Annotated in this window: 19 protein-coding genes; 10 read left to right on the top strand and 9 right to left on the bottom strand. The window is 49.8% G+C overall.

The features are described from left to right. The first annotated feature begins 32 nt into the window (after nucleotides 1-32). Both MNO13_RS04275 and galR read left to right on the top strand, forming a co-directional pair. Entirely contained in the window at nucleotides 33-428 is a 396-nt protein-coding gene (locus tag MNO13_RS04275; RefSeq protein ID WP_064543768.1) for a hypothetical protein, read from the top strand. 239 nt (nucleotides 429-667) lie between these two features. Beyond that, the gene (gene galR, locus MNO13_RS04270; protein WP_064543766.1) at nucleotides 668-1,675 is read left to right on the top strand and encodes an HTH-type transcriptional regulator GalR; all 1,008 of its coding nucleotides are present in this window, start codon (nucleotides 668-670) and stop codon (nucleotides 1,673-1,675) included. Between the two features lie 5 nt (nucleotides 1,676-1,680). Here the strand turns inward: galR and MNO13_RS04265 are convergent, their stop codons facing one another. The 5 genes from MNO13_RS04265 to MNO13_RS04245 form a co-directional block, all read right to left on the bottom strand. Further along, nucleotides 1,681-2,103: a lysozyme inhibitor LprI family protein gene (locus MNO13_RS04265; RefSeq protein WP_064543764.1), complete on the bottom strand. Its 423-nt coding sequence runs from the start codon at nucleotides 2,101-2,103 to the stop codon at nucleotides 1,681-1,683. A gap of 163 nt (nucleotides 2,104-2,266) precedes the next feature. Further along, nucleotides 2,267-2,716: a GNAT family N-acetyltransferase gene (locus tag MNO13_RS04260; protein ID WP_241939572.1), complete on the bottom strand. Its 450-nt coding sequence runs from the start codon at nucleotides 2,714-2,716 to the stop codon at nucleotides 2,267-2,269. After that, nucleotides 2,713-3,486, bottom strand: coding sequence for a GntR family transcriptional regulator (locus MNO13_RS04255; RefSeq protein ID WP_064543761.1), 774 nt, complete (start codon nucleotides 3,484-3,486; stop codon nucleotides 2,713-2,715). The genes MNO13_RS04260 and MNO13_RS04255 overlap by 4 nt, the downstream gene beginning before the upstream one ends. An 89-nt stretch (nucleotides 3,487-3,575) precedes the next feature. Then, nucleotides 3,576-5,003: a glycoside hydrolase family 1 protein gene (locus MNO13_RS04250; RefSeq protein ID WP_241939571.1), complete on the bottom strand. Its 1,428-nt coding sequence runs from the start codon at nucleotides 5,001-5,003 to the stop codon at nucleotides 3,576-3,578. A 7-nt stretch (nucleotides 5,004-5,010) separates the two neighbouring features. Continuing rightward, nucleotides 5,011-6,348, bottom strand: coding sequence for a PTS sugar transporter subunit IIC (locus MNO13_RS04245; protein ID WP_064543759.1), 1,338 nt, complete (start codon nucleotides 6,346-6,348; stop codon nucleotides 5,011-5,013). Between the two features lie 414 nt (nucleotides 6,349-6,762). Between MNO13_RS04245 and MNO13_RS04240 the strand changes: the two genes are divergently transcribed. Beyond that, nucleotides 6,763-7,785 carry a LacI family DNA-binding transcriptional regulator gene (locus tag MNO13_RS04240; RefSeq protein ID WP_241939570.1) on the top strand — a complete coding sequence of 341 codons (1,023 nt, stop codon included), beginning with the start codon at nucleotides 6,763-6,765 and terminating at the stop codon, nucleotides 7,783-7,785. Here MNO13_RS04240 and lysA read toward each other — a convergent pair. Beyond that, nucleotides 7,771-9,033, bottom strand: a complete 1,263-nt coding sequence (lysA, locus tag MNO13_RS04235) for a diaminopimelate decarboxylase (protein WP_064543756.1) — start codon at nucleotides 9,031-9,033, stop codon at nucleotides 7,771-7,773. The genes MNO13_RS04240 and lysA overlap by 15 nt on opposite strands. 233 nt (nucleotides 9,034-9,266) lie before the next feature. Here lysA and MNO13_RS04230 point away from each other — a divergent pair, with 233 nt between their 5' ends. Next, entirely contained in the window at nucleotides 9,267-10,190 is a 924-nt protein-coding gene (locus tag MNO13_RS04230; protein ID WP_064543786.1) for a LysR family transcriptional regulator, read from the top strand. Between the two features lies 1 nt (nucleotide 10,191). On the opposite strand, the gene MNO13_RS04225 is transcribed toward MNO13_RS04230, so the two are convergent. After that, nucleotides 10,192-11,358 carry an MFS transporter gene (locus MNO13_RS04225; RefSeq protein WP_064543754.1) on the bottom strand — a complete coding sequence of 389 codons (1,167 nt, stop codon included), beginning with the start codon at nucleotides 11,356-11,358 and terminating at the stop codon, nucleotides 10,192-10,194. A gap of 204 nt (nucleotides 11,359-11,562) precedes the next feature. Further along, a complete protein-coding gene (locus MNO13_RS04220) occupies nucleotides 11,563-12,261 on the bottom strand; it encodes an aspartate/glutamate racemase (protein ID WP_241939569.1) in 699 nt (232 codons plus the stop codon). A gap of 166 nt (nucleotides 12,262-12,427) precedes the next feature. On the opposite strand from MNO13_RS04220, the gene MNO13_RS04215 reads away from it, so the two are divergent. Further along, nucleotides 12,428-12,751, top strand: a complete 324-nt coding sequence (locus MNO13_RS04215; RefSeq protein WP_064543749.1) for a cupin domain-containing protein — start codon at nucleotides 12,428-12,430, stop codon at nucleotides 12,749-12,751. A 63-nt stretch (nucleotides 12,752-12,814) separates the two neighbouring features. Here the strand turns inward: MNO13_RS04215 and wzz(fepE) are convergent, their stop codons facing one another. Then, complete coding sequence (gene wzz(fepE) / locus MNO13_RS04210; protein ID WP_133522173.1) at nucleotides 12,815-13,930, bottom strand: LPS O-antigen length regulator Wzz(fepE); 1,116 nt, start codon at nucleotides 13,928-13,930, stop codon at nucleotides 12,815-12,817. Between the two features lie 699 nt (nucleotides 13,931-14,629). Between wzz(fepE) and MNO13_RS04205 the strand changes: the two genes are divergently transcribed. The 5 genes from MNO13_RS04205 (at nucleotide 14,630) to MNO13_RS04185 (ending at nucleotide 20,087) form a co-directional block, all read left to right on the top strand. Further along, on the top strand, nucleotides 14,630-15,520 hold the full coding sequence (locus MNO13_RS04205) for a carbohydrate ABC transporter permease (protein WP_064543746.1): 891 nt from the start codon (nucleotides 14,630-14,632) through the stop codon (nucleotides 15,518-15,520). Next, nucleotides 15,513-16,427 (top strand): carbohydrate ABC transporter permease, encoded by a 915-nt coding sequence (locus MNO13_RS04200; RefSeq protein WP_232886965.1) that lies wholly within the window; start codon nucleotides 15,513-15,515, stop codon nucleotides 16,425-16,427. Before MNO13_RS04205 ends, MNO13_RS04200 begins: the two co-directional genes overlap by 8 nt. A 13-nt stretch (nucleotides 16,428-16,440) precedes the next feature. Beyond that, nucleotides 16,441-17,568 (top strand): ABC transporter ATP-binding protein, encoded by a 1,128-nt coding sequence (locus MNO13_RS04195; protein WP_064543742.1) that lies wholly within the window; start codon nucleotides 16,441-16,443, stop codon nucleotides 17,566-17,568. A gap of 15 nt (nucleotides 17,569-17,583) precedes the next feature. Continuing rightward, a complete protein-coding gene (locus MNO13_RS04190; protein ID WP_064543740.1) occupies nucleotides 17,584-18,873 on the top strand; it encodes an ABC transporter substrate-binding protein in 1,290 nt (429 codons plus the stop codon). An 83-nt stretch (nucleotides 18,874-18,956) separates the two neighbouring features. Further along, the gene (locus MNO13_RS04185) at nucleotides 18,957-20,087 is read left to right on the top strand and encodes an oligogalacturonate lyase family protein (protein WP_133522174.1); all 1,131 of its coding nucleotides are present in this window, start codon (nucleotides 18,957-18,959) and stop codon (nucleotides 20,085-20,087) included. Nucleotides 20,088-20,094 lie beyond the last annotated feature (7 nt).

Below are 20,094 nucleotides of genomic sequence, written 5' to 3'. Positions count from 1 at the left end.
ACCGCAGGCACTTAAGTGTAGTGGCAGATTACATGACTAACTTCAAAGGAGCGATAGTTTCGAGGAACACGAACTCTGAAAATAAAGCAAAAAAAAACCTGCGCATCTGCGCAGGTTGGTGCAAAAGAATGGTACTCAACAACGTACCTGGAATTCTCACCAATCAATACCTCTGGGATTTGAATTGTGGCGCACTCCTGGCAGGCTCACCAGCGAGAAAGAGCAAGGGAATTAGCGGAAAGTGCAACCAGGTGTTTAAAACATTGAGTCTTGTTACAGGCAGGCAAATTTTGGGCAAAAAAAACCTGCGCATCCGCGCAGGTTGGTGTAATTCATGTGATCAGCAATTAGAAGCTGACATCACCTATCAATACCTCTGGGACTTCAAATGTAGCAGTGGCGAGTCAGTCTTCGCCATGTCGAAATAGCAACAGCGCGATGCAAACTGTAAGCAAAGATTTAGTCTGAAATCATTAAAAATCCAGAACATGACAATCACTCCCGTTGCGCTTAAATTTCAGCGGCAAATAAGTGTAACGATTACACTAAAAATGGCCGTTTTTTGCATGAGTTTGCGACGATGAATACAGTTGCGCGCTTGAAGTAGCACGACTTTTCCGTAACACTTAAAATTGTGTAAACGCTTACCCACTCAGGAACACTTTCGATGGCGACAATAAAGGATGTAGCAAAACTGGCAGGCGTTTCTGTCGCCACGGTATCTCGTGTCATTAATGATTCACCAAAAGCCAGCGAGGCGTCACGTCTGGCGGTGACCAGTGCGATGGAAGAACTGAATTACCACCCTAACGCAAATGCGCGAGCGCTGGCTCAGCAAACTACTGAAACTATTGGTTTGATAGTGGGTGATGTATCCGATCCCTTCTTCGGCGCGATGGTCAAAGCCGTCGAACAAGTCGCCTATCGTACCGGCAACTTTTTATTGATTGGTAACGGTTACCACAACGAACAAAAAGAACGCCAGGCAATTGAGCAACTCATCCGCCATCGTTGTGCCGCCCTGGTGGTTCATGCAAAAAAAATCCCTGATAGCGAACTGATTTCATTAATGAAGCAGATGCCGGGCATGGTAGTTATCAACCGCATTATTCCCGGTTTCGAGCAGCGCTGTGTGGCGCTGGATGACCGCTACGGCGCCTGGCTTGCCACACGCCATCTGATTCAACAAGGCCATACCAAAATTGGCTACCTCTGTTCCAACCACCAGATTTCAGATGCAGAGGACCGCTTGCAAGGTTATTACGACGCACTAACCGAACACGGTTTACCGGTTAACGAGCGGTTAGTGACTTACGGTGAACCTGATGAAAGCGGCGGCGAGTTGGCAATGACAGAGTTGTTAGGTCGTGGAAGACATTTCAGCGCCGTTGCGTGTTACAACGACTCCATGGCCGCAGGAGCGATGGGCGTGTTGAACGACAACGGGATTGATGTACCAAAAGAGATTTCACTGATTGGCTTCGATGATGTGTTGATCTCACGCTACGTTCGCCCGCGCCTGACGACCGTGCGTTACCCAATCATCACCATGGCGGCGCAGGCCGCAGAACTGGCCCTGGCGCTGGCTGAAAAACGTGAGTTACCTGAAATCACGCATATGTTCAGCCCAACACTGGTACGCCGCCATTCGGTGATTACTTATTCAGGAGAGTAATGATATTAATCATCACTCAACTGTTTGATTCTCGAAAGGTTCATTTCGATGATTGTTTGGTAAGCGGCAAGACCGCCGCCATTACCTGAACCGTAGGACGTCAACACGCGATGGCTTTCGGCAGTGCGAAACTCACGATACGCACGCTCTGCATTGTCGAATGCCTTAACAGGCTGCAGTGACTTGCTCCCTTCGCTCATATTCTCAAGCTCGACCAGATCCGCCCGCGTCTTTTTCTCAATTGCGACCAGTTCGGCCTCAGATTGCTTCACCACGGCCGGATAACATTCACGCTGCTCGGCAGTCGATTCTTTCGCTTCGCATTGTTTGTAAAGCGCCTGGGCAGACTCAGCGGCAACCGCTGGCAGCGAAGTCATCGCAACTAACACCGTTCCCGCTACCATTGACTGAATTGAGTTAAGCTTCATTTCCGCTCCTTGTTGTTGATATAAGGCCACCAAACCTCGGCCCTCACAGATGTGAGAATAATGTTACTGATTTTCAGTAGTGCAGGCGAGGTTTCGGTCGTATTACGATGGTGATGGGCAACAATTCAGACAATTGGTGAGTGAGCACTCAGGGAAGAGAGATTTAAAGAGTAAACCGATAAAGGTGCACAGACTTGTTCGGGTAGTCCAGTCCGTCGCCGATATACTGCCAGCCAAAACGCTCGTAGTAATCTTTACAGGCCGAATAGAGATACAACTGGGGGTAGCCGAGCGTACGGGCATATTCAATAACGTGCTGTTGCAATTGTGCGCCTAACCCGCGGCCACGCTGTTTTTCCTCAATGTATAACGCCGCGAGCCACGGATAGAGATCCTGGCGGCTAATTAAATCGCAGCGCCACAACCCTACCGTTCCTACTAACTTGTCCCCCTCTACAGCGACAAATGTCAGCGGCATTTCCCCTTCTCGCTGGCTGGTTGCCACAATTGAGGCGAAAAAGTCACAGCTATCAGAGGTGCCAAACGCTTGCCACAGCCAGTCCGTCACTTGCGGCCCATATTGTGGTACGGCGTAGAGTGGCAGAATCTTCACATCAACTTCCCCTGGAAAATGGGAACCGACTCGAATAAGTAGCCATCAAAATCTGGTGCATCGGAGTCAGACTGTTCAAGCAGACTGTTTTTGACGTTTTCTAAATGCTGCCACATCGCCTGCCACGAACCCATCACATCACGGCGGCGCAGCGCTGCCAGAATGGTTTGCAGGTCACCCAGCCATTTCAGGCGGTAGCTACGGGTGTCGATATGCGCACGTAATTGCTGCCACATCGGGCTGCTATCAAGATGACGCCAGATACTTTCTACCGTCGCCAACAACATCTGGTTTTGCGACGCCCCTGCCAGAACCAGGTGAAACATCTTGCAGTTGTCCTGGCTCAGGTCATTCATCGCAATGGCACGTTGTTCTTGTTCAAGGATACGTTTGAGGTTATCGATATCCGCTTTGGTGGCCATTTTTGCGGCAAAGGCCGCAATATTACTTTCGAGCAACTGGCGTGCTTGCAGCATTTCAAAGGGACCAATATCGCTACTGAAAAAAGCTTCTTCTTCCGCTTCATTTTCTGCCGGAACGCGTGTCACATACACACCCGATCCCTGGCGAATATCGACCGTGCCCTGCAATTCCAGCATCAGTAATGCTTCACGAACAATGGTGCGACTGACACCGTACGTTTCGGCAATGTTACGTTCAGGCGGCAAACGCGAACCGACCGGATACAATCCCTGCATGATTTGCGCGCGCAGATCCTCACCAATTTCCTGGTATTGTTTTTTTTCTGGCGAAAGCACTACCTTGTCCACGATATCACCCGTATTTGTCGATTCTCAGCGGCATAACGTACTGCCGCTGATTAATGCCTGCTAGCTTATCAAATTAAGCTGCTGAATGATTATTTCCATTCATCATCAATATTGAGCTGTAAAGTGCGCGACTCACTTAAAGAGCGATACCAATGGGCTGACTTTTTCGCCCTCCGCGCACGATTATTTTGCAGATCAATTTCAATCAAACCATAGCGGTTTTTGAAAGCGTTCATTGGCGAAACGTTATCGGTAAAGGCCCACAGCATGTAACCCTGGCAGTTTGCGCCATCTTCGCGGGCGCGCAGCGCCTGGTACAAATGTTCGCTGATAAAGCTGATGCGATAATCATCCGCTATCACGCCATCGGCATTGCGGAATTGCGCTTCATTTTCCGTGCCCATGCCGCTTTCCGCCACAAACCACGGGATATTGCGATACTCGGTTTTAATGCGCATCGCCATGTCATAAACAATGCGTGGATAAATTTCCCAGCCGCGCGACTTATTCATGCGCCGCCCTGGCAATTCAAACGGCTCGTAGTAATAAGCGGGATGGAATGGCGTTTCTGGATTCCAGGCGCGCGACGGCGCTTTGACACGATGCGGGTAATACAGGTTGATGCCCAGCTCGTCGACAGTATTCTCGCGAATAATCGCTAATTCCTGTTCGTTGAAATCCCATTGCACGTCATGTTTTTCCAGCAGTTCGAACAACTGCTGAGGATATTCACCATGCACTAACGGGTCTAAAAATACCCGGTTGTAGAACAGGTCGTAAATCTGCGCGGCTTGCCGATCATGGGCAGCACTCGAACGCGCATAAGTGACTTCCGGGTTAAGAATGCAGCCCACGGTTCCGCTGTAACCTTTCTCACGGAACAGTTTCACCACTTTCGCCGTAGCGAGGTTTTTATGGTGATTCCACTGCATCCACTTATGGGTATTTTGCTCGTATGGCCAGCGTAACGCATCCAGATAGACGCGGGTTTGCACTACAATCGGCTCGTTAAACGTAAACCAGCGATTCACCTTGTGAGCGTAACGGGCAAAGACTTTTTCCGCATACAACACATACAACTCGACCACTTTTTTCGACGCCCAACCGCCATAGTTTTCGAACAGCGTGGCGGGCAGTTCATAATGTTCGAGGCAGATCATCGGTTCAATGCCGGTGCGGCGCATTTCGTCGATCAGATTGTCGTAATACTGCGCATATTCCTCGTCGACGATGCCCTTTTCATAATCGGTGAAAAAACGCGACCAGTTAATTGAGGTGCGGTAATGCGTCAGCCCCGCCAGTTTCATCAATGCCACATCTTCACGATAGCGATTGATAAAATCAGTGGCGACTGCCGGGCCATAGCCCTCGTGCCACACATGGCGGTCGTTTTTGTACCAGGCATCCAGCCAGGAATCCTGCCCTTCTTTTTTGCCGCTCCAGCCTTCGGTTTGCCAGGCTGATGCCGCAGCGCCGAGGATAAAATCTTTTGGGATAGTGACTTTTACGTTGCTCATGCCTTCCTCACGCGTTTTTGGCAAGTTGTTGCTGTTCGGCCTGCAACTGCGCCTGCTCAGCACGGCGAGAGGCAATTTTCACAAACGGCAGATAAATCAGCACGGAAACCAGAATACAGCCCAATTGTGTCACCACCGCACCCATCGAACCGGCGGTAGAGAGCCAAGCGTTAATCAACGGCGGTGTGGTCCACGGCACCATCACTACCGCTTTACCAGCAAAACCCATTGCGGTGGCGAAGTAGCCAATCGTGCCGGTTACCAGTGGGGTAATAATGAAGGGAATAGCCAAAATTGGGTTTAGCATAATCGGCATACCAAAAATCACCGGCTCGTTGATATTAAAAATGCCGGGGCCGAAAGAGAGCTTAGCTATCTCTTTCATTTCTTTGCGTTTAGTGGCGATCATTACCGCAATCAGCAAGCCGATGGTTAAACCCGAACCGCCAATACTCATGTACACATCCCAGAACGGCATGGTGATGATATTGGGGATCTCTTTACCTTGCTCAAAAGCACTCATGTTGACGGTAATCGCGCCAAGCAGCAGCGGTTCACGGATAGGTTTGATCATCTGGTTACCGTGAATACCGATAACCCAGAACAGCTGAGCGACAAACATCAGCAGCAAAATACCCGGCAGGCTCTGCACCACTTTTTCCAGCGGTTGCTGCACCACCTGATACACCGCGTCATACAGATACATGCCGGTGGTCTGATGGAAGATGAAACCGAAAGTCGCGATGGCGGTAACGGTGATGATTGAAGGAATTAATGCAGAGAAAGAGGCAGAGACATTTGGCGGAACGGTATCAGGCATTTTGATTTTCAGCCCTTCGCGTTTTTCCAGCCAGCAGTAAACTTCAACCGACAAAATGGCAATAAACATGCCGAGGAACAGGCTGCGGGTATCAGAAAACTGGCGTGCCAGAATATCTTTCACCATGTGCATTTGCCCATCGACCATCATTTCGATGGTCGTTGGCGTCACGCAAATAAAGCAAATCACCGCCAGCAAGCCGGGGAACAAACTTTTAATACCGTTGATGCGCCCCAATTCGATACCAATCAGGAACACCGCACCGATGTTCAAAAAGTTAAGCGTGGCGTAGTTAATCGCCGCGGTGATTGGTTTCAGCTGTGCCAGAAACGACAATGCAGAAAAACTGGCCAGGCCGTTTTTCGGGTCCAGCACCATGTTAGAAATCAGTACCGAGAACGCCCCGACAATAATCACTGGCATCAGGGTGATGAACGAGGCTTTGATCGCCATAATATAACGGTAACTGTTGAATTTCGTGGCGAAACTCCCCAGCGAGTCGATTAACTTTTCCTGTAATGCCATTGGGTATACCTCTGTGTTGTCGTTTTTTATTATGTAGGGTGATGTTTAACGAACGTTTTGGTATGCCAAAAATAGGATCAACCGCCTAACAATTCCGTGATAAATGTCCCACATCGTTATATTGGAATTCCAATAAAACCAATTTGGCATACCAAATAAATTCATACCCTAAATAATTCAAGATGCAGGAAGGCGGCAAAAGAAGGAATCCCGATGAGCTTACTAAAGTAAGTGATTCGGGTGACTGAAAGCAGCCAACGCGCCTGCAACTTGAAGTATGACGGGTACAAAAGCGTGATCCGCTCCGCCAAATGGCATAGCGAAGCCGCAAGCACGATGTTTCATCAGCCCAGCGTGATAAACTAGCGAAATTATGCGACCACGCGGCTAAGCGTCTTACTCAGGAATGAATTGATGGTAACAATGCTGGATGTCGCGCTACGCGCAGGCGTTTCCAAAGCAACGGTATCACGCGTGCTCAACGGGATTGGGCAAGTCAAAGAGACCACCCGCGAACAGGTGTTTAGCGCTATGGAAGAGTTAGGTTATCGCCCTAATTTTCTGGCGCGATCGCTCGCCAATCGCAGCAGTAATAGTGTGGGTCTGGTGGTATCGACGTTTGATGGCTTCTACTTTGGCCGACTATTACAACAAGCCTCGCGCCAGACTGAAGTGTGGGGAAAGCAACTGATTGTCACCGATGGGCACGACACACCGCAGAAAGAACTCGAAGCCGTGCAAATGCTGGTAGACCGGCACTGTGACGCCATTGTGCTGTACACCCGTTTTATGAGTGAACGTACATTATTGTCGCTAATGAATAGCATCAAAGTGCCGCTGGTGGTGATTAACCGCGATGTGAGCCAGGCGCGCGATCGCTGCGTTTTCTTCGAACAACAAGATGCCGCATTTAAAGCGACAGACTATTTAATTCAGCAGGGCCATCGCGATATTGCCTGTATCACCGTACCGATTTCCACGCCAACCGGCCAGGCGCGCCTGATGGGCTATCGGCAAGCACTGCAAAAACATAGCATTGCTTTTAGCGAAGATCGGGTGAAATACGGCGATTCCAGCATGGAGCTTGGCCACAAGCTGTGCCAGGAGTTACTGGAAAGCCGCGTCTCGTTTACTGCACTGTTTGCCTGCAACGACGATATGGCGCTGGGTGCGTCGAAAGCGCTGCATCAGGCTGGAGTGCGCATTCCGCAAGATATTTCGTTGTTTGGTTTTGATGATGCGCCGAGCGCGCAGTGGCTGGAGCCTGCGTTATCCAGCGTTTATTTGCCTATCGATAACATGATCATCACGGCTATCAATCAGGCAATAAAACTGGCAAACGGCGAGTCGCTCGAGGCGATCCCACCGTTTGTTGGCAAGCTGGTGTTACGGGAATCCGTGGGGCCTGGTCCGTTTTACAGTTTAGATAAGCTCTAAAGCCAACAACTCCTGCACCGTCTGGCGGCGGCGAATCAGCCGCGCTTTGCCGTTATCAAATAATACTTCCGGCAGCAGCGGGCGGCTATTGTAGTTGGACGACATCGATGCGCCATACGCGCCGGTATCGTGCAGCACCAGATAGTCGCCGACTTGCACCGGTGGCAGCGCGCGGGTTTCCACTTTGCCACCTTCTTGCTGGGTAAACACATCGCCGGATTCACACAATGGACCGGCGACCACGGTTTCGACCAGTGGCAACGTCGCCAGCTCACGTCCATCCCCCGCTAACGCAGAAATATGATGATAGCTACCGTACATTGACGGGCGCATCAAATCGTTAAAACCGGCATCAATCAGCACGAAGTGGCGCGAGCCCATGTTTTTCACTGAACGCACTTGTGCCACCAGCACGCCCGATTCCGCCACCAGGAAACGCCCAGGTTCGATCTCCAGTTTCACCGGATGCCCCAGACGTTGAGCGATTTTTTCACGAGCCGCATTCCACAAACCGTAATAATGATTGGTGTCGATGGTTTCTTCGCCTTCGCGATAGGGAATCGACAAACCGCCGCCTGCGGAAATAGCTTCCAGATCCTGACCAAAATCAATCACCTGTTGCACCATCGCGCCACAAACACGTTCCAGATGCCCGTAATCAACGCCTGAACCAATATGCATATGAATGCCGACCAGTTGCAGTTTGTAGCGTTGAATCACCTCCAGCGCCTGCGGTAAATCCGCATGCCAGATACCGTGTTTGCTGTTTTCACCGCCAGTATTGGTTTTCTGGCTGTGACCGTGACCAAAGCCTGGATTGACGCGCAGCCAGACACGATGCCCCGGCGACACTTCGCCAAGCTGCTGCAACATATCAACGGAACCGGCGTTAACCGGGATTTGCTGTTCGGCGACTAACGCCAGAGTTGGCTGGTCAATCATATCGGCAGTAAAAACGATGTCGTCTTTGTTCTCCAGCGGCTGATATCCCGCCGCTAACGCCCGTTCAATTTCGCCCTGCGAAACCGAATCGACCTTCACGCCTTGTTCGCGCATCAGGCGCAAAATATGAATGTTGGAACAGGCTTTTTGGGCAAAACGAATCACATCAAACTGGCGCAGTTGCGCGATTTGCTGGCGAATAATTTCTGCATCGTATACCCAGACCGGGCAACCAAATTCAGCAGGCAATGCCAGCAAGTTTTGCGCATTCAACGCAGTTTCAGGGTTATTCAGTGGGCGTGGCATGGTGACTCCGGCAACAATTCATTTTTTTGTATTACGCCATAGAGTGAAGAGAAGAAAAAATATCGTTTTCTGCCAAGTCTATTCATTTATGATATGGATATATCTCCCCTCACCCTGGCCCTCTCCCTGAGGGAGAGGGAAGAAAACCAGACCAATCTCCTTGAGTCCCTCTCCTGGGGGCGAGGGCCAGGGTGAGGGCGCTCATTGCTGACCCAAAACACAAAGGCCAAAACATGCCCTCAATCACCTTACGCCACATCGAAATTTTCCATGCGGTAATGACTGCCGGTAACCTCACCGAAGCAGCAGCATTGCTGCATACTTCGCAACCCACCGTCAGCCGTGAACTGGCAAGACTTGAGAAGTTGATTGGCCTGCAATTATTCGAACGTAGCCGTGGGCGCTTGCACCCTACCGTTCAGGGCTTGCGCTTGTTTGAAGAAGTGCAGCGCTCCTGGTACGGGCTGGACAGAATACTGAGTGCCGCAGAAAGCCTGCGCGAATTTCGCCAGGGCGAGCTATCTATCGCCTGCCTGCCGGTGTTTTCACAATCTTTCTTGCCGGTATTGGTGCAACCGTTTTTGGCACGCTATCCGGAACTAAGTCTGAATATTGTGCCGCAAGAATCGCCGTTGCTGGAAGAATGGCTATCGGCACAACGCCATGATTTGGGCCTGACCGAAAACACCGTGACGCCTGCCGGAACTGACCGCCAGACTTTGCTGACGCTTAACGAAGTTTGTGTTCTGCCTGCCGGGCATCGCCTCGCCGATAAAAAAGTGCTGACACCGCAAGATTTTGCCGGAGAAAACTACATCAGCTTGTCGCGTACCGACAGTTATCGGCAGCTTCTGGATTCACTGTTTCAGGAACACGACGTTAAGCGACGAATGGTGATGGAAACGCACAGTGCAGCGTCGGTGTGTGCGATGGTACGGGCGGGAGTTGGGGTTTCCGTGGTCAATCCGTTGACCGCTCTGGATTATGCTTCCAGTGGCGTTGTGGCGCGGCGCTTTAGCGTGGCGGTGCCGTTTACCGTGAGCCTGATTCGCCCACTGCACCGCCCTGCTTCTGCGCTGGTCACGGCATTCAGCGAACATTTGCAAAACAGCATGCAAATCTACACCGAGCCACTTAGCGCGTTGTTGGATGCCTGAATTAGTGTTCTGTTACTGGCAGTTGATGACCAGTGCCATTGCTGAAGTTAATCAGGCAGATGACCAACCCAATAGCAGCAAGTCCTGCCGCCGCAACCGGTACGGCGGTCAGGCCGTAACCATGAGCAATCACGGCTCCGCCAACCCACGCACCTAGCGCATTGCCAACGTTAAAAGCTGCAATGTTCAACGTCGACACCAGGTTGGGTGCATCTTTGCCGTGTAGCACCACATTGATTTGCAGCGCAGGAACGGTGGCGAATGCCGCCATTGCCCAGAGAAACAGCGTGATTTCTGCAAGCCACATACCGTGGCTGGTCCAGCGGAACAGCAACGAGAAAATCGCAATCAGGCTGAAGCTTAAGATCAAACTAAATGAAACGCGCCAGTCGGCCAGTCGGCCGCCAAGAATATTGCCAACCGTTAACCCCGCACCAATCAGGAACAACGTCCAGCTCACGCCCTGATTTGTAATGCCCGTGACCTGCAACAGCATCGGCGCAATATAGCTAAATAAGGCAAACATCGCGGCGGCAAAAAAGACCGTCATTGACAGCGAAAGCCAAAGTTTACCGTTCGCCAGGGCGCTCACTTCGCGCTTCAGATCGGCAGGCGTTTCCTCTTTTTGCGATGGCAAACTAACTATCAGCGCGATAAACGCCACCACACCGATAATCGCCACGCCCCAGAATGTCGAACGCCAGCCGTACAGTTGCCCAAACCAGGTGCCGATTGGCACGCCAAGCACATTCGCTAATGTCAGACCCGTGAACATCAAAGCCACCGCCGACGCTTTGCGATTTGGCGCGACCAGGCTTGCTGCCACCACGGCACCAATGCCAAAAAATGCACCGTGGCACAGCGCGGTAATAATGCGCGCCAGCATCAGGAATTGATAATTCAGCGCCAGTGCGCACAGGATGTTGCCGACGATAAAAATTACCATCAGTAGCACGAGAGAAAGTTTGCGCGGCAAACGTGCCGTCAGTAACGCCATGATCGGTGCGCCAATCGCGACCCCGAGCGCGTAGCCGCTAATCAGCCAGCCTGCAGTGGGAATCGAGATCGTCAGGTCTCCGGCCACTTCGGGCAGCAGGCCCATAATCACGAACTCCGTCGTGCCGATGGCAAAGGCACTCATCGCCAGCGCCAGCAAGGAAACAGGCATGGGAAAACTCCAGGTTGCAGAAATAACAAAAGGCGGAAGAACGTGGTTCAACCGCCAGAACGCGAGGATGTCAGAGGTGCAGCTTGTTTGAAAAAACGTGCGCTGCTTAACAAATTAATAACACAAAAAACGCCGGGTATGACCCGGCGTGCGCTGAGGATACTCGATTTTTCATTTATCTTTTTGAAATTAAAAAAGAAAAAATCACACCTCAGCAAGCATAAATTTCACTGCATCTTCAGCATGAATGGCGGCAGTATCAAACACTGGTAATGGGCAATCTTGCTGGTTAAGCAGCAAGCCGATTTCGGTGCAGCCAAAAATCACCCCTTCTGCACCTTGCTCCTGCAACTCTTCAATCACTTGCTGATAATAATGTTTCGACTCGGCAGTGATTTTTCCAAGACACAGTTCTTCAAAGATGACCTGATTAATGCGCTGGCGCTGCTCTTCATGGGGAATTAACGATTCAATGCCAAACTCAGCATTCAGGCGGCCTCGGTAAAAATCCTGTTCCATGGTGTAACGCGTCCCCAGCAAAGCAACACGCTGAACATTTTGCGCAGTAATGGCGCGCCCCGTCGCATCCGCGATGTGCAAGAACGGCAGCGAGCAACGTGATTCAATGTGGTGTGCCACTTTGTGCATGGTGTTGGTACACAGCACGATGCCTTCGGCCCCGGCTTTTTGCAGGCCAAGCGCTGCTTGCGCCAGCATATCACCGGCTAAATCCCATTCACCGCTGACCTGACAGGCTTCAATCTCATGAAAATCAACACTGTGCAGCACAATTTTTGCCGAATGCAGCCCACCTAAACGCGTCTTAATACCTTCATTAATCAATCGATAATAAGGAATTGTCGATTCCCAACTCATGCCACCCAGCAAGCCAATTGTTTTCATTTTTTCGTCACCTGTTCTTTGTCATGACATTGGTTATAACAGAGAGATTATCAGGCAGGAAAGCGTGATCGGCCTTACAAAACTCCGGTGCCAACTATCGCAAAGGGAATTTTCAGGTTACGATTATTTAAATGAAACAACGTTTCACGTAACCAAGGATCGAAAGATGTTCACTTTTATTAAAGATACTCAACTGGAAGATTTAGGTGCTGGCGTGAGCCGCCGTATCCTGGCGCACGACGGCAAAATGATGGCAGTACAGGTTAACTTTGAAAAAGGTGCCATCGGCCCGATGCACAATCACCCACATGAGCAGTTAACTTATGTGCTGTCTGGCGAATTTGAATTCACCATCGGTGAAGAAACTCACCGTGTGACCGCGGGCGACACACTCTATAAAGAACCTCACGTGATGCACGGCTGCGTATGCCTGGCTGCTGGCACACTTTTGGATACTTTCACCCCAATCCGTGAAGATTTTCTGAAGTAAGTGCCAAAAAAAACGGCTGCTTCCAGGTTTTGGAAGCAGCCGTTTATGCAGCAATATCAGCGATTATATTTCTTCAATTCTCATACGAGACGACATCGCACCACGAACCAGCACAGAACCCGCCGCCACAATCAAGCCAACCAGCGCCGCCAACACAATAATCAGTGATTTACTGGCGCCATCTTTTTTTACCGGTAGCGAAGGCTGCATCTGGTATTTGAAAGGTGTGAAATCAACTGAGCCAAGATTTATCGCCTGCAATGCGCTCAGAACATGCTCACGATTTTGTATTGAGACATTCAACTGAGCTACGTCTTTAATCGACTGTTCGATTTTTAGCTTTTCGGCTAAGCCATTTGCCCCAAGCGAAATGGAGTAATCAGGGTCGTCTTTCACTGCCTGGCTATTGCTGTATACCGGATTTTTCAGGCCCGCAGCATTCGCCACCTGTAACGAGTAACCCAAACGCTCAACGTTCACATTATGTTGGTTTTCAAGGTTGACCCGATCCAATGCCAGACGGTCTTTTTCATATGCTATTTTTAATTCAACGGCATTTTTTACATCAGCGATGATGTCTTTATTCACTTGTTCGGCAATAAACTGAATGTAATTTTGCAGCACCTGCTGAGCATCATCAGCATCAGGCGCAGTAAAACCCAGGGTCCAGGAGGTGTAAGGCATATTGGTGGATTTTTTAGGGTCACTATTGTCCATCGCGGTAAAATTTTGCGAGACCCTGACGATGGCTTTGTACAATTCAGGGTTATCGACATCCCCATTCTTCACCAGCGCCTGCACATACGGAGATTGGCTGAGGAATTGTGCGCGAAGCTGCTGAGAATCAAACTTCTTCAAAAACGAATTATACAAGTTGACGGAACTCAGATTGGTTTCGACCCCAAGCACGGTGAGATTTACCATCGCGCGGTGTAACTCACTAACCTCTTCAGTTTCAGGTGGGGTAACAATCGCCTGGCTGGTCCATTTTTGTGGTAGCAGGAAGCTGGCTGCCAGCCCGCACAAAGCAAATAATAGTGTAATGATGGCTATTTGTTTTTTGGCGGCAAACAGAGTGGATAACAAGTCGAGTAAGTCAATCTCTTCATGGCGCGGTGCCACAAGCGGGTAAGGAGAGACGTTTTCCAGGCGATTGGCTTTCATTTCAATAGAAGACATAACTGGCCGGTTTTTAATTTATGAAGAAAAAGGACGCGCAGTACCTTTCCTGAGTTGGGAAATTAAAACGGTTACGCGACGTTAAGAAAAAACGGAACAGGTCAGGTTTTAGGCGAGGATAAAGGCTACATATCTTTCCTGGTGCATGTCATGCATCGATAGTAAAAAACGCGTTTTCAACGCTATTTCTACCCTCTGTTAATGCGCCAATAACAAAGCCACAACCTTGTAATGAAACGTAAATTTTCCTTATCAGTGGGTATTATCACCAAGAATACTCTTAAAAACAACTCTCAACTCTTGTAGTTTTAAAATCAATAAAAACTCTGTCCATTTTTACACAAGTCTCTAAAACCTCGCCTGTTTCACATAATCAAAACAGCGTTTCGACATCGATCACATTTCTCTGATGAATTGAATGACGTGGTTACAAATCGTAATAAGATAAATTAAAACACTGTTTTACAAACCAAGAACCACGGTTCGCATGTTTATGAAATCTGTTATCCATTACAGAAAAGCGATAAGCACAACGGTGTTTTAATCTTTTATTTATCAATCAATTATCAGGGAATGAATATGACGATGATGCCCAACCCTTTTCGACCCATCAGATTTCTCACCAGGGTGAGGCAATGAGTTTCAAGAATATTTTTGTATCAAACAATTTTTAAACCATTGACCACCAGGTAGGTATGTATGAATGAAAACAGAATGCTGGGATTGGCATGGATTTCGCCCTACATAATAGGGTTGTTAGTCTTTACTGCCTTCCCGTTTGTTTCATCTTTCTTCCTCAGTTTTACTGAGTACGACTTGATGAACCCACCGGTGTTCACCGGTATTGAAAATTATCGCTACATGTTGACCGAAGATTCACTCTTCTGGAAATCCATGGGCGTCACTTTTGCGTACGTGTTTTTAACTATCCCGTTAAAACTCGCATTCGCGCTGGGCATCGCCTTTGTTCTGAACTTTAAACTACGCGGCATCGGTTTCTTCCGTACGGCGTATTACATCCCCTCTATTCTGGGTAGCTCCGTTGCGATTGCCGTTTTATGGCGTGCGCTGTTTGCCATCGATGGCCTGCTGAATAGCTTTATTGGTGTGTTCGGTCTGGACCCAGTGAACTGGCTGGGTGAGCCTTCTTTGGCGCTGATGTCCGTTACGCTGCTGCGTGTCTGGCAGTTCGGTTCGGCGATGGTCATCTTCCTGGCTGCGCTGCAAAACGTTCCGCAATCACAGTATGAAGCGGCAATGATCGACGGCGCGTCCAAATGGCAGATGTTCACCAAAGTGACGGTTCCTTTGATTACGCCAGTCATCTTCTTCAACTTCATCATGCAGACCACGCAGGCGTTCCAGGAGTTTACCGCGCCATACATCATTACCGGCGGCGGCCCGACTCACTACACCTACTTGTTCTCACTGTATATCTACGACACCGCGTTCAAATACTTCGATATGGGTTATGGCGCAGCGCTGGCGTGGGTTCTGTTCCTGGTCGTGGCGGTCTTTGCCTCCATCGCCTTTAAGTCATCGAAATACTGGGTGTTCTACTCCGCAGATAAGGGAGGCAAAAATGGCTGATATTCCAACAAACCAGCTCGGTTCACCAAGCCAGACGGAATTGGCAGAGCAAGAAGTCGCCCGTACATTACGTCGCGAAAAAATCAGCCGTAGCATTCGCTATGCGGTGCTGATTATTGTCGGCCTGTTGATGCTCTACCCACTGGTGTGGATGTTCTCTGCCGCGTTTAAACCGAACCATGAGATCTTCACCACGCTGGGCCTGTGGCCGTCAAACCCAACCAGCGACGGTTTCGTCAACGGCTGGAAAACCGGTACTGAGTACACCTTTGGTCACTACATGCTGAACACCATGCAGTATGTGATTCCCAAAGTTCTGCTGACCATTATCTCTTCAACGATTGTCGCTTACGGCTTCGCCCGTTTCGAAATCCCGTTCAAGAAATTCTGGTTCGCCACGTTGATTACCACCATGTTGCTGCCAAGCACTGTGCTGTTAATCCCGCAATACCTGATGTTCCGTGAAATGGGCATGTTGAATAGCTATTTACCCCTGTGGCTACCAATGGCATTTGCCACCCAAGGGTTCTTTGTCTTCATGTTGATCCAGTTCCTGCGTGGCGTACCACGCGATATGGAAGAAGCCGCGCAAATTGATGGCTGTAACTCCTTCCAGGTGCTCTGGTATGTGGTAGTGCCGATTCTGAAACCGGCCATTATCTCCGTCGCCCTGTTCCAGTTCATGTGGTCAATGAACGACTTTATCGGGCCGCTGATTTATGTGTACAGCGTCGACAAATACCCAATTGCACTGGCGCTCAAAATGTCTATCGACGTGACAGAAGGCGCTCCATGGAACGAAATTCTGGCAATGGCGAGCATCTCCATTCTGCCATCGATAATCATCTTCTTCCTGGCCCAACGCTACTTCGTACAAGGCGTGACCAGCAGCGGAATTAAAGGTTAAGTGAGGGAATATCATGGCTGAAGTTATTTTCAACAAATTGCAAAAAGTTTACTCCAACGGCTTCCAGGCGGTTCATGGTATCGACCTGAAAATTGAAGACGGTGAATTCATGGTTATCGTCGGCCCGTCTGGCTGCGCGAAATCAACCACCCTGCGCATGCTGGCGGGTCTGGAAACCATCAGCGGTGGCGAAGTACGCATTGGCGACCGCGTCGTCAACAACCTGGCACCAAAATCGCGCGGTATTGCGATGGTGTTCCAGAACTACGCGTTGTACCCGCACATGACGGTACGTGAAAATCTGGCGTTCGGCCTGAAGCTGAGCAAGCTGCCAAAAGACCAGATTGAGTCGCAAGTGAATGAAGCGGCCAAAATCCTTGAGCTGGATGAGCTGATGGACCGCCTGCCGCGCCAGTTATCTGGTGGCCAGGCACAGCGCGTGGCAGTAGGCCGTGCGATTGTGAAAAAACCGGATGTGTTCTTGTTCGACGAACCGTTATCAAACCTTGATGCCAAGCTGCGTGCGTCGATGCGTATTCGTATCTCCGACCTGCATAAGCAACTCAAGAAAAGCGGCAAGCCAGCCACCACCGTTTACGTGACCCACGATCAGACTGAAGCGATGACCATGGGCGACCGTATCTGCGTGATGAAACTGGGCCACATCATGCAGGTGGATACACCAGACAATCTTTATCACTACCCGAAAAACATGTTCGTGGCTGGCTTTATCGGTGCGCCAGAAATGAACATTCGCCCAAGCAAGTTGATCGAAAAAGACGGACGTCTGCAAATTAGCGTCGGTCAAGACACGCTGGCACTGAACGAGCGCCAGCAAAAGCGTTGCGCTGAATACAAAGATCAGGACATTTTCTTCGGTATCCGTCCTGAATTTATTTCAATCTCTGATGAACCGTTCGCCCAAAGCCATTCCAGCGGTGAAATGGTGCGTGTGGAGAACATGGGTCATGAATTCTTCATCTACCTGAAAGTCGCTGATTTCGAAATGACCTGCCGCATCCCTTCCGATGAAGCTAAGCCAATGATTGAAAAGGGCCTTCACCGTAAGGTGTATTTCAAATTTGACATGGAAAAATGTCATATTTTCGACGCAAAAACAGAACAGAACATCTCACTCTGACAGGAGTCTATGATAATGAAAAAAGTGCTGTTAAGTACCCTGATTGCCTCAACCCTTGGCATGGCTGCTGGTTCTGCGTTCGCGGCAGATCAAGTGGATTTACGCATGTCCTGGTGGGGCGGCAACGGACGCCATCAGGTGACTCTGAAGGCAGTTGAAGAGTTCCAGAAACAACATCCAAACATTAAGGTGAAGTCTGAATACACTGGTTGGGACGGCCACTTGTCCCGTCTGACCACACAAATCGCGGGCGGTACTGAGCCGGACGTGATGCAGACTAACTGGAACTGGCTGCCAATTTTCTCTAAAACCGGCACTGGCTTCTACGATCTTAATACCGTGAAAGGCGATCTGGATTTAACCCAGTTTGATCCCAAAGAACTGCAATCCACCACGGTTGACGGCAAGCTAAACGGTATTCCGATTTCCGTTACCGCGCGCGTGTTCTATTTCAACGACGAAACGTGGAAGAAAGCAGGCATCGCTTACCCAAAAACCTGGGAAGAGCTGATGGCAGCGGGTAAAACCTTCGAGAGCAAACTGGGCAAGCAATACTTCCCGGTGGTGTTAGAGCACCAGGATACGCTGGCTCTGCTGCGCTCTTACATGGTGCAGAAATACAATATTCCTGAAATCGACACCACCAAAAAGCAGTTTGGTTATTCCAAAGAGCAGTGGGTTGAGTTCTTCGGCATGTACAAGAAACTCATCGACAGCCACGTGATGCCTGACACTAAGTACTATGCGTCATTTGGTAAGAGCAACATGTACGAAATGAAGCCGTGGATTGAAGGCGAGTGGGCGGGGACGTACATGTGGAACTCCACCATTAACAAATATTCCGACAACCTTAAGCCACCAGCGAAGCTTGAACTGGGTTCTTACCCAATGCTGCCAGGGGCGACAGATGCCGGTCTGTTCTTCAAACCTGCGCAAATGTTCTCTATCAGTAAAACGACCAAGCATCCGAAAGAAGCGGCGATGCTGATTAACTTCTTGCTCAACGAGAAGGCGGGCGTGGAGGCTTTGGGTCTGGAGCGCGGTGTGCCATTGAGCAAAGCGGCTGTAACCCAGCTGACTACTGATGGCGTAATCAAAGATAACGACCCATCAGTTGCAGGTCTGAAACTGGCGCAGTCACTGCCAAACAAACTGGCAACCTCGCCGTACTTTGACGATCCGCAGATTGTTTCCCTGTTCGGAACCTCTTTGCAGTACATCGACTACGGCCAGAAAACCGTAGAAGAAACTGCAGCTGAGTTCGAGCGCCAGGGTAACCGCATCCTGAAACGTGCGATGCGTTAATTAAGTAGGCTAGTTTTGCTATCTATGCCCTGCCCCGCTTGCGTGGCAGGGCATTTTTTTAACGATTAAACAGGAGTGTCGTTATGGCTAAAGGTAAGAAAATCCAACTTTCCTTCCGCGCCCGACGCGACAAGGAAACCGGTGCAGAAGTCTTGCGTTTAACCCCGCCACATGTCATTTGCCATCGTAATTATTTCTATCAAAAATGTTTCAGTAATGATGGTCAGCGGTTGATATTCGGCGGCGCATTTGAAGGGCACTGGAATTACTACTCGCTGGATCTGGACAAACAAATGGCGACCCAGTTAACCGAAGGTGAAGGTGACAACACTTTCGGCGGCTTTCTGTCAGCTGACTGCCAATCGTTGTGGTATGTGAAAAACACCCGCGAACTGCGCCGCGTTGACCTGGAGACTCTCGAAGAGCATGTAGTTTACCAAGTTGATGACCAGTGGGTGGCTTACGGTACCTGGGTTGCTAATTCGGATTGCAGCCTGTTGGTTGGTATTGAGATCAAAAAAAGCGACTGGTCGCCGCTAACTGACTGGCAAAAATTCCGTGATTTCTATTTCACCAACCCGGAATGCCGCCTGATCCGCATCGATTTACACACCGGCGAGCAACAAGTCATCTTGCAAGAAAAACGCTGGTTAGGTCATCCGATTTACCGGCCATTTGACGATCAAACCGTAGCGTTTTGTCACGAAGGGCCGCGAGATGCCATCGATGCTCGCATGTGGTTGATTAATCAAGATGGCACTAATCTGCGCAAAGTGCGCCAGCATCAGCAAGGCGAAAGTTTTACCCATGAATTTTGGGTGCCTGATGGCTCTGCGCTCTATTACGTCGCTCACAAAGAAGGTGATGCACACCGCTATTTGTGGAGTGCCAACCCGTTAACTCTCGAAAATCGCCTGCTGCGAACCATTCCCCCTTGCTCACACTTGATGAGTAACCACGACGGCACGCTGGTCGTCGGTGATGGTGCACCACATAAAACCGGCAATATCGATCTTAACGATCCATTTATTTGGGTGTTTGATTTGCAGAAAGGGACGCAGAAAGCAGTTTGCCAGCACAATACATCGTGGAAAGTTCTTGATGGAGATCGGCAGGTGACACATCCACATCCGTCATTTAGCCCGGATAACCAGTGGGTGCTTTACACTTCCGACGAAGAAGGCATGCCTGCATTGTATTTAGCCAGGGTATAGATATAAA

Source organism: Buttiauxella ferragutiae, assembly GCF_022637515.1.
Classification (GTDB): Bacteria; Pseudomonadota; Gammaproteobacteria; order Enterobacterales; family Enterobacteriaceae; genus Buttiauxella; species Buttiauxella ferragutiae.
Note: the sequence above shows the minus strand (reverse complement) of the source record. Positions and strands in the feature narration are given on the sequence as shown.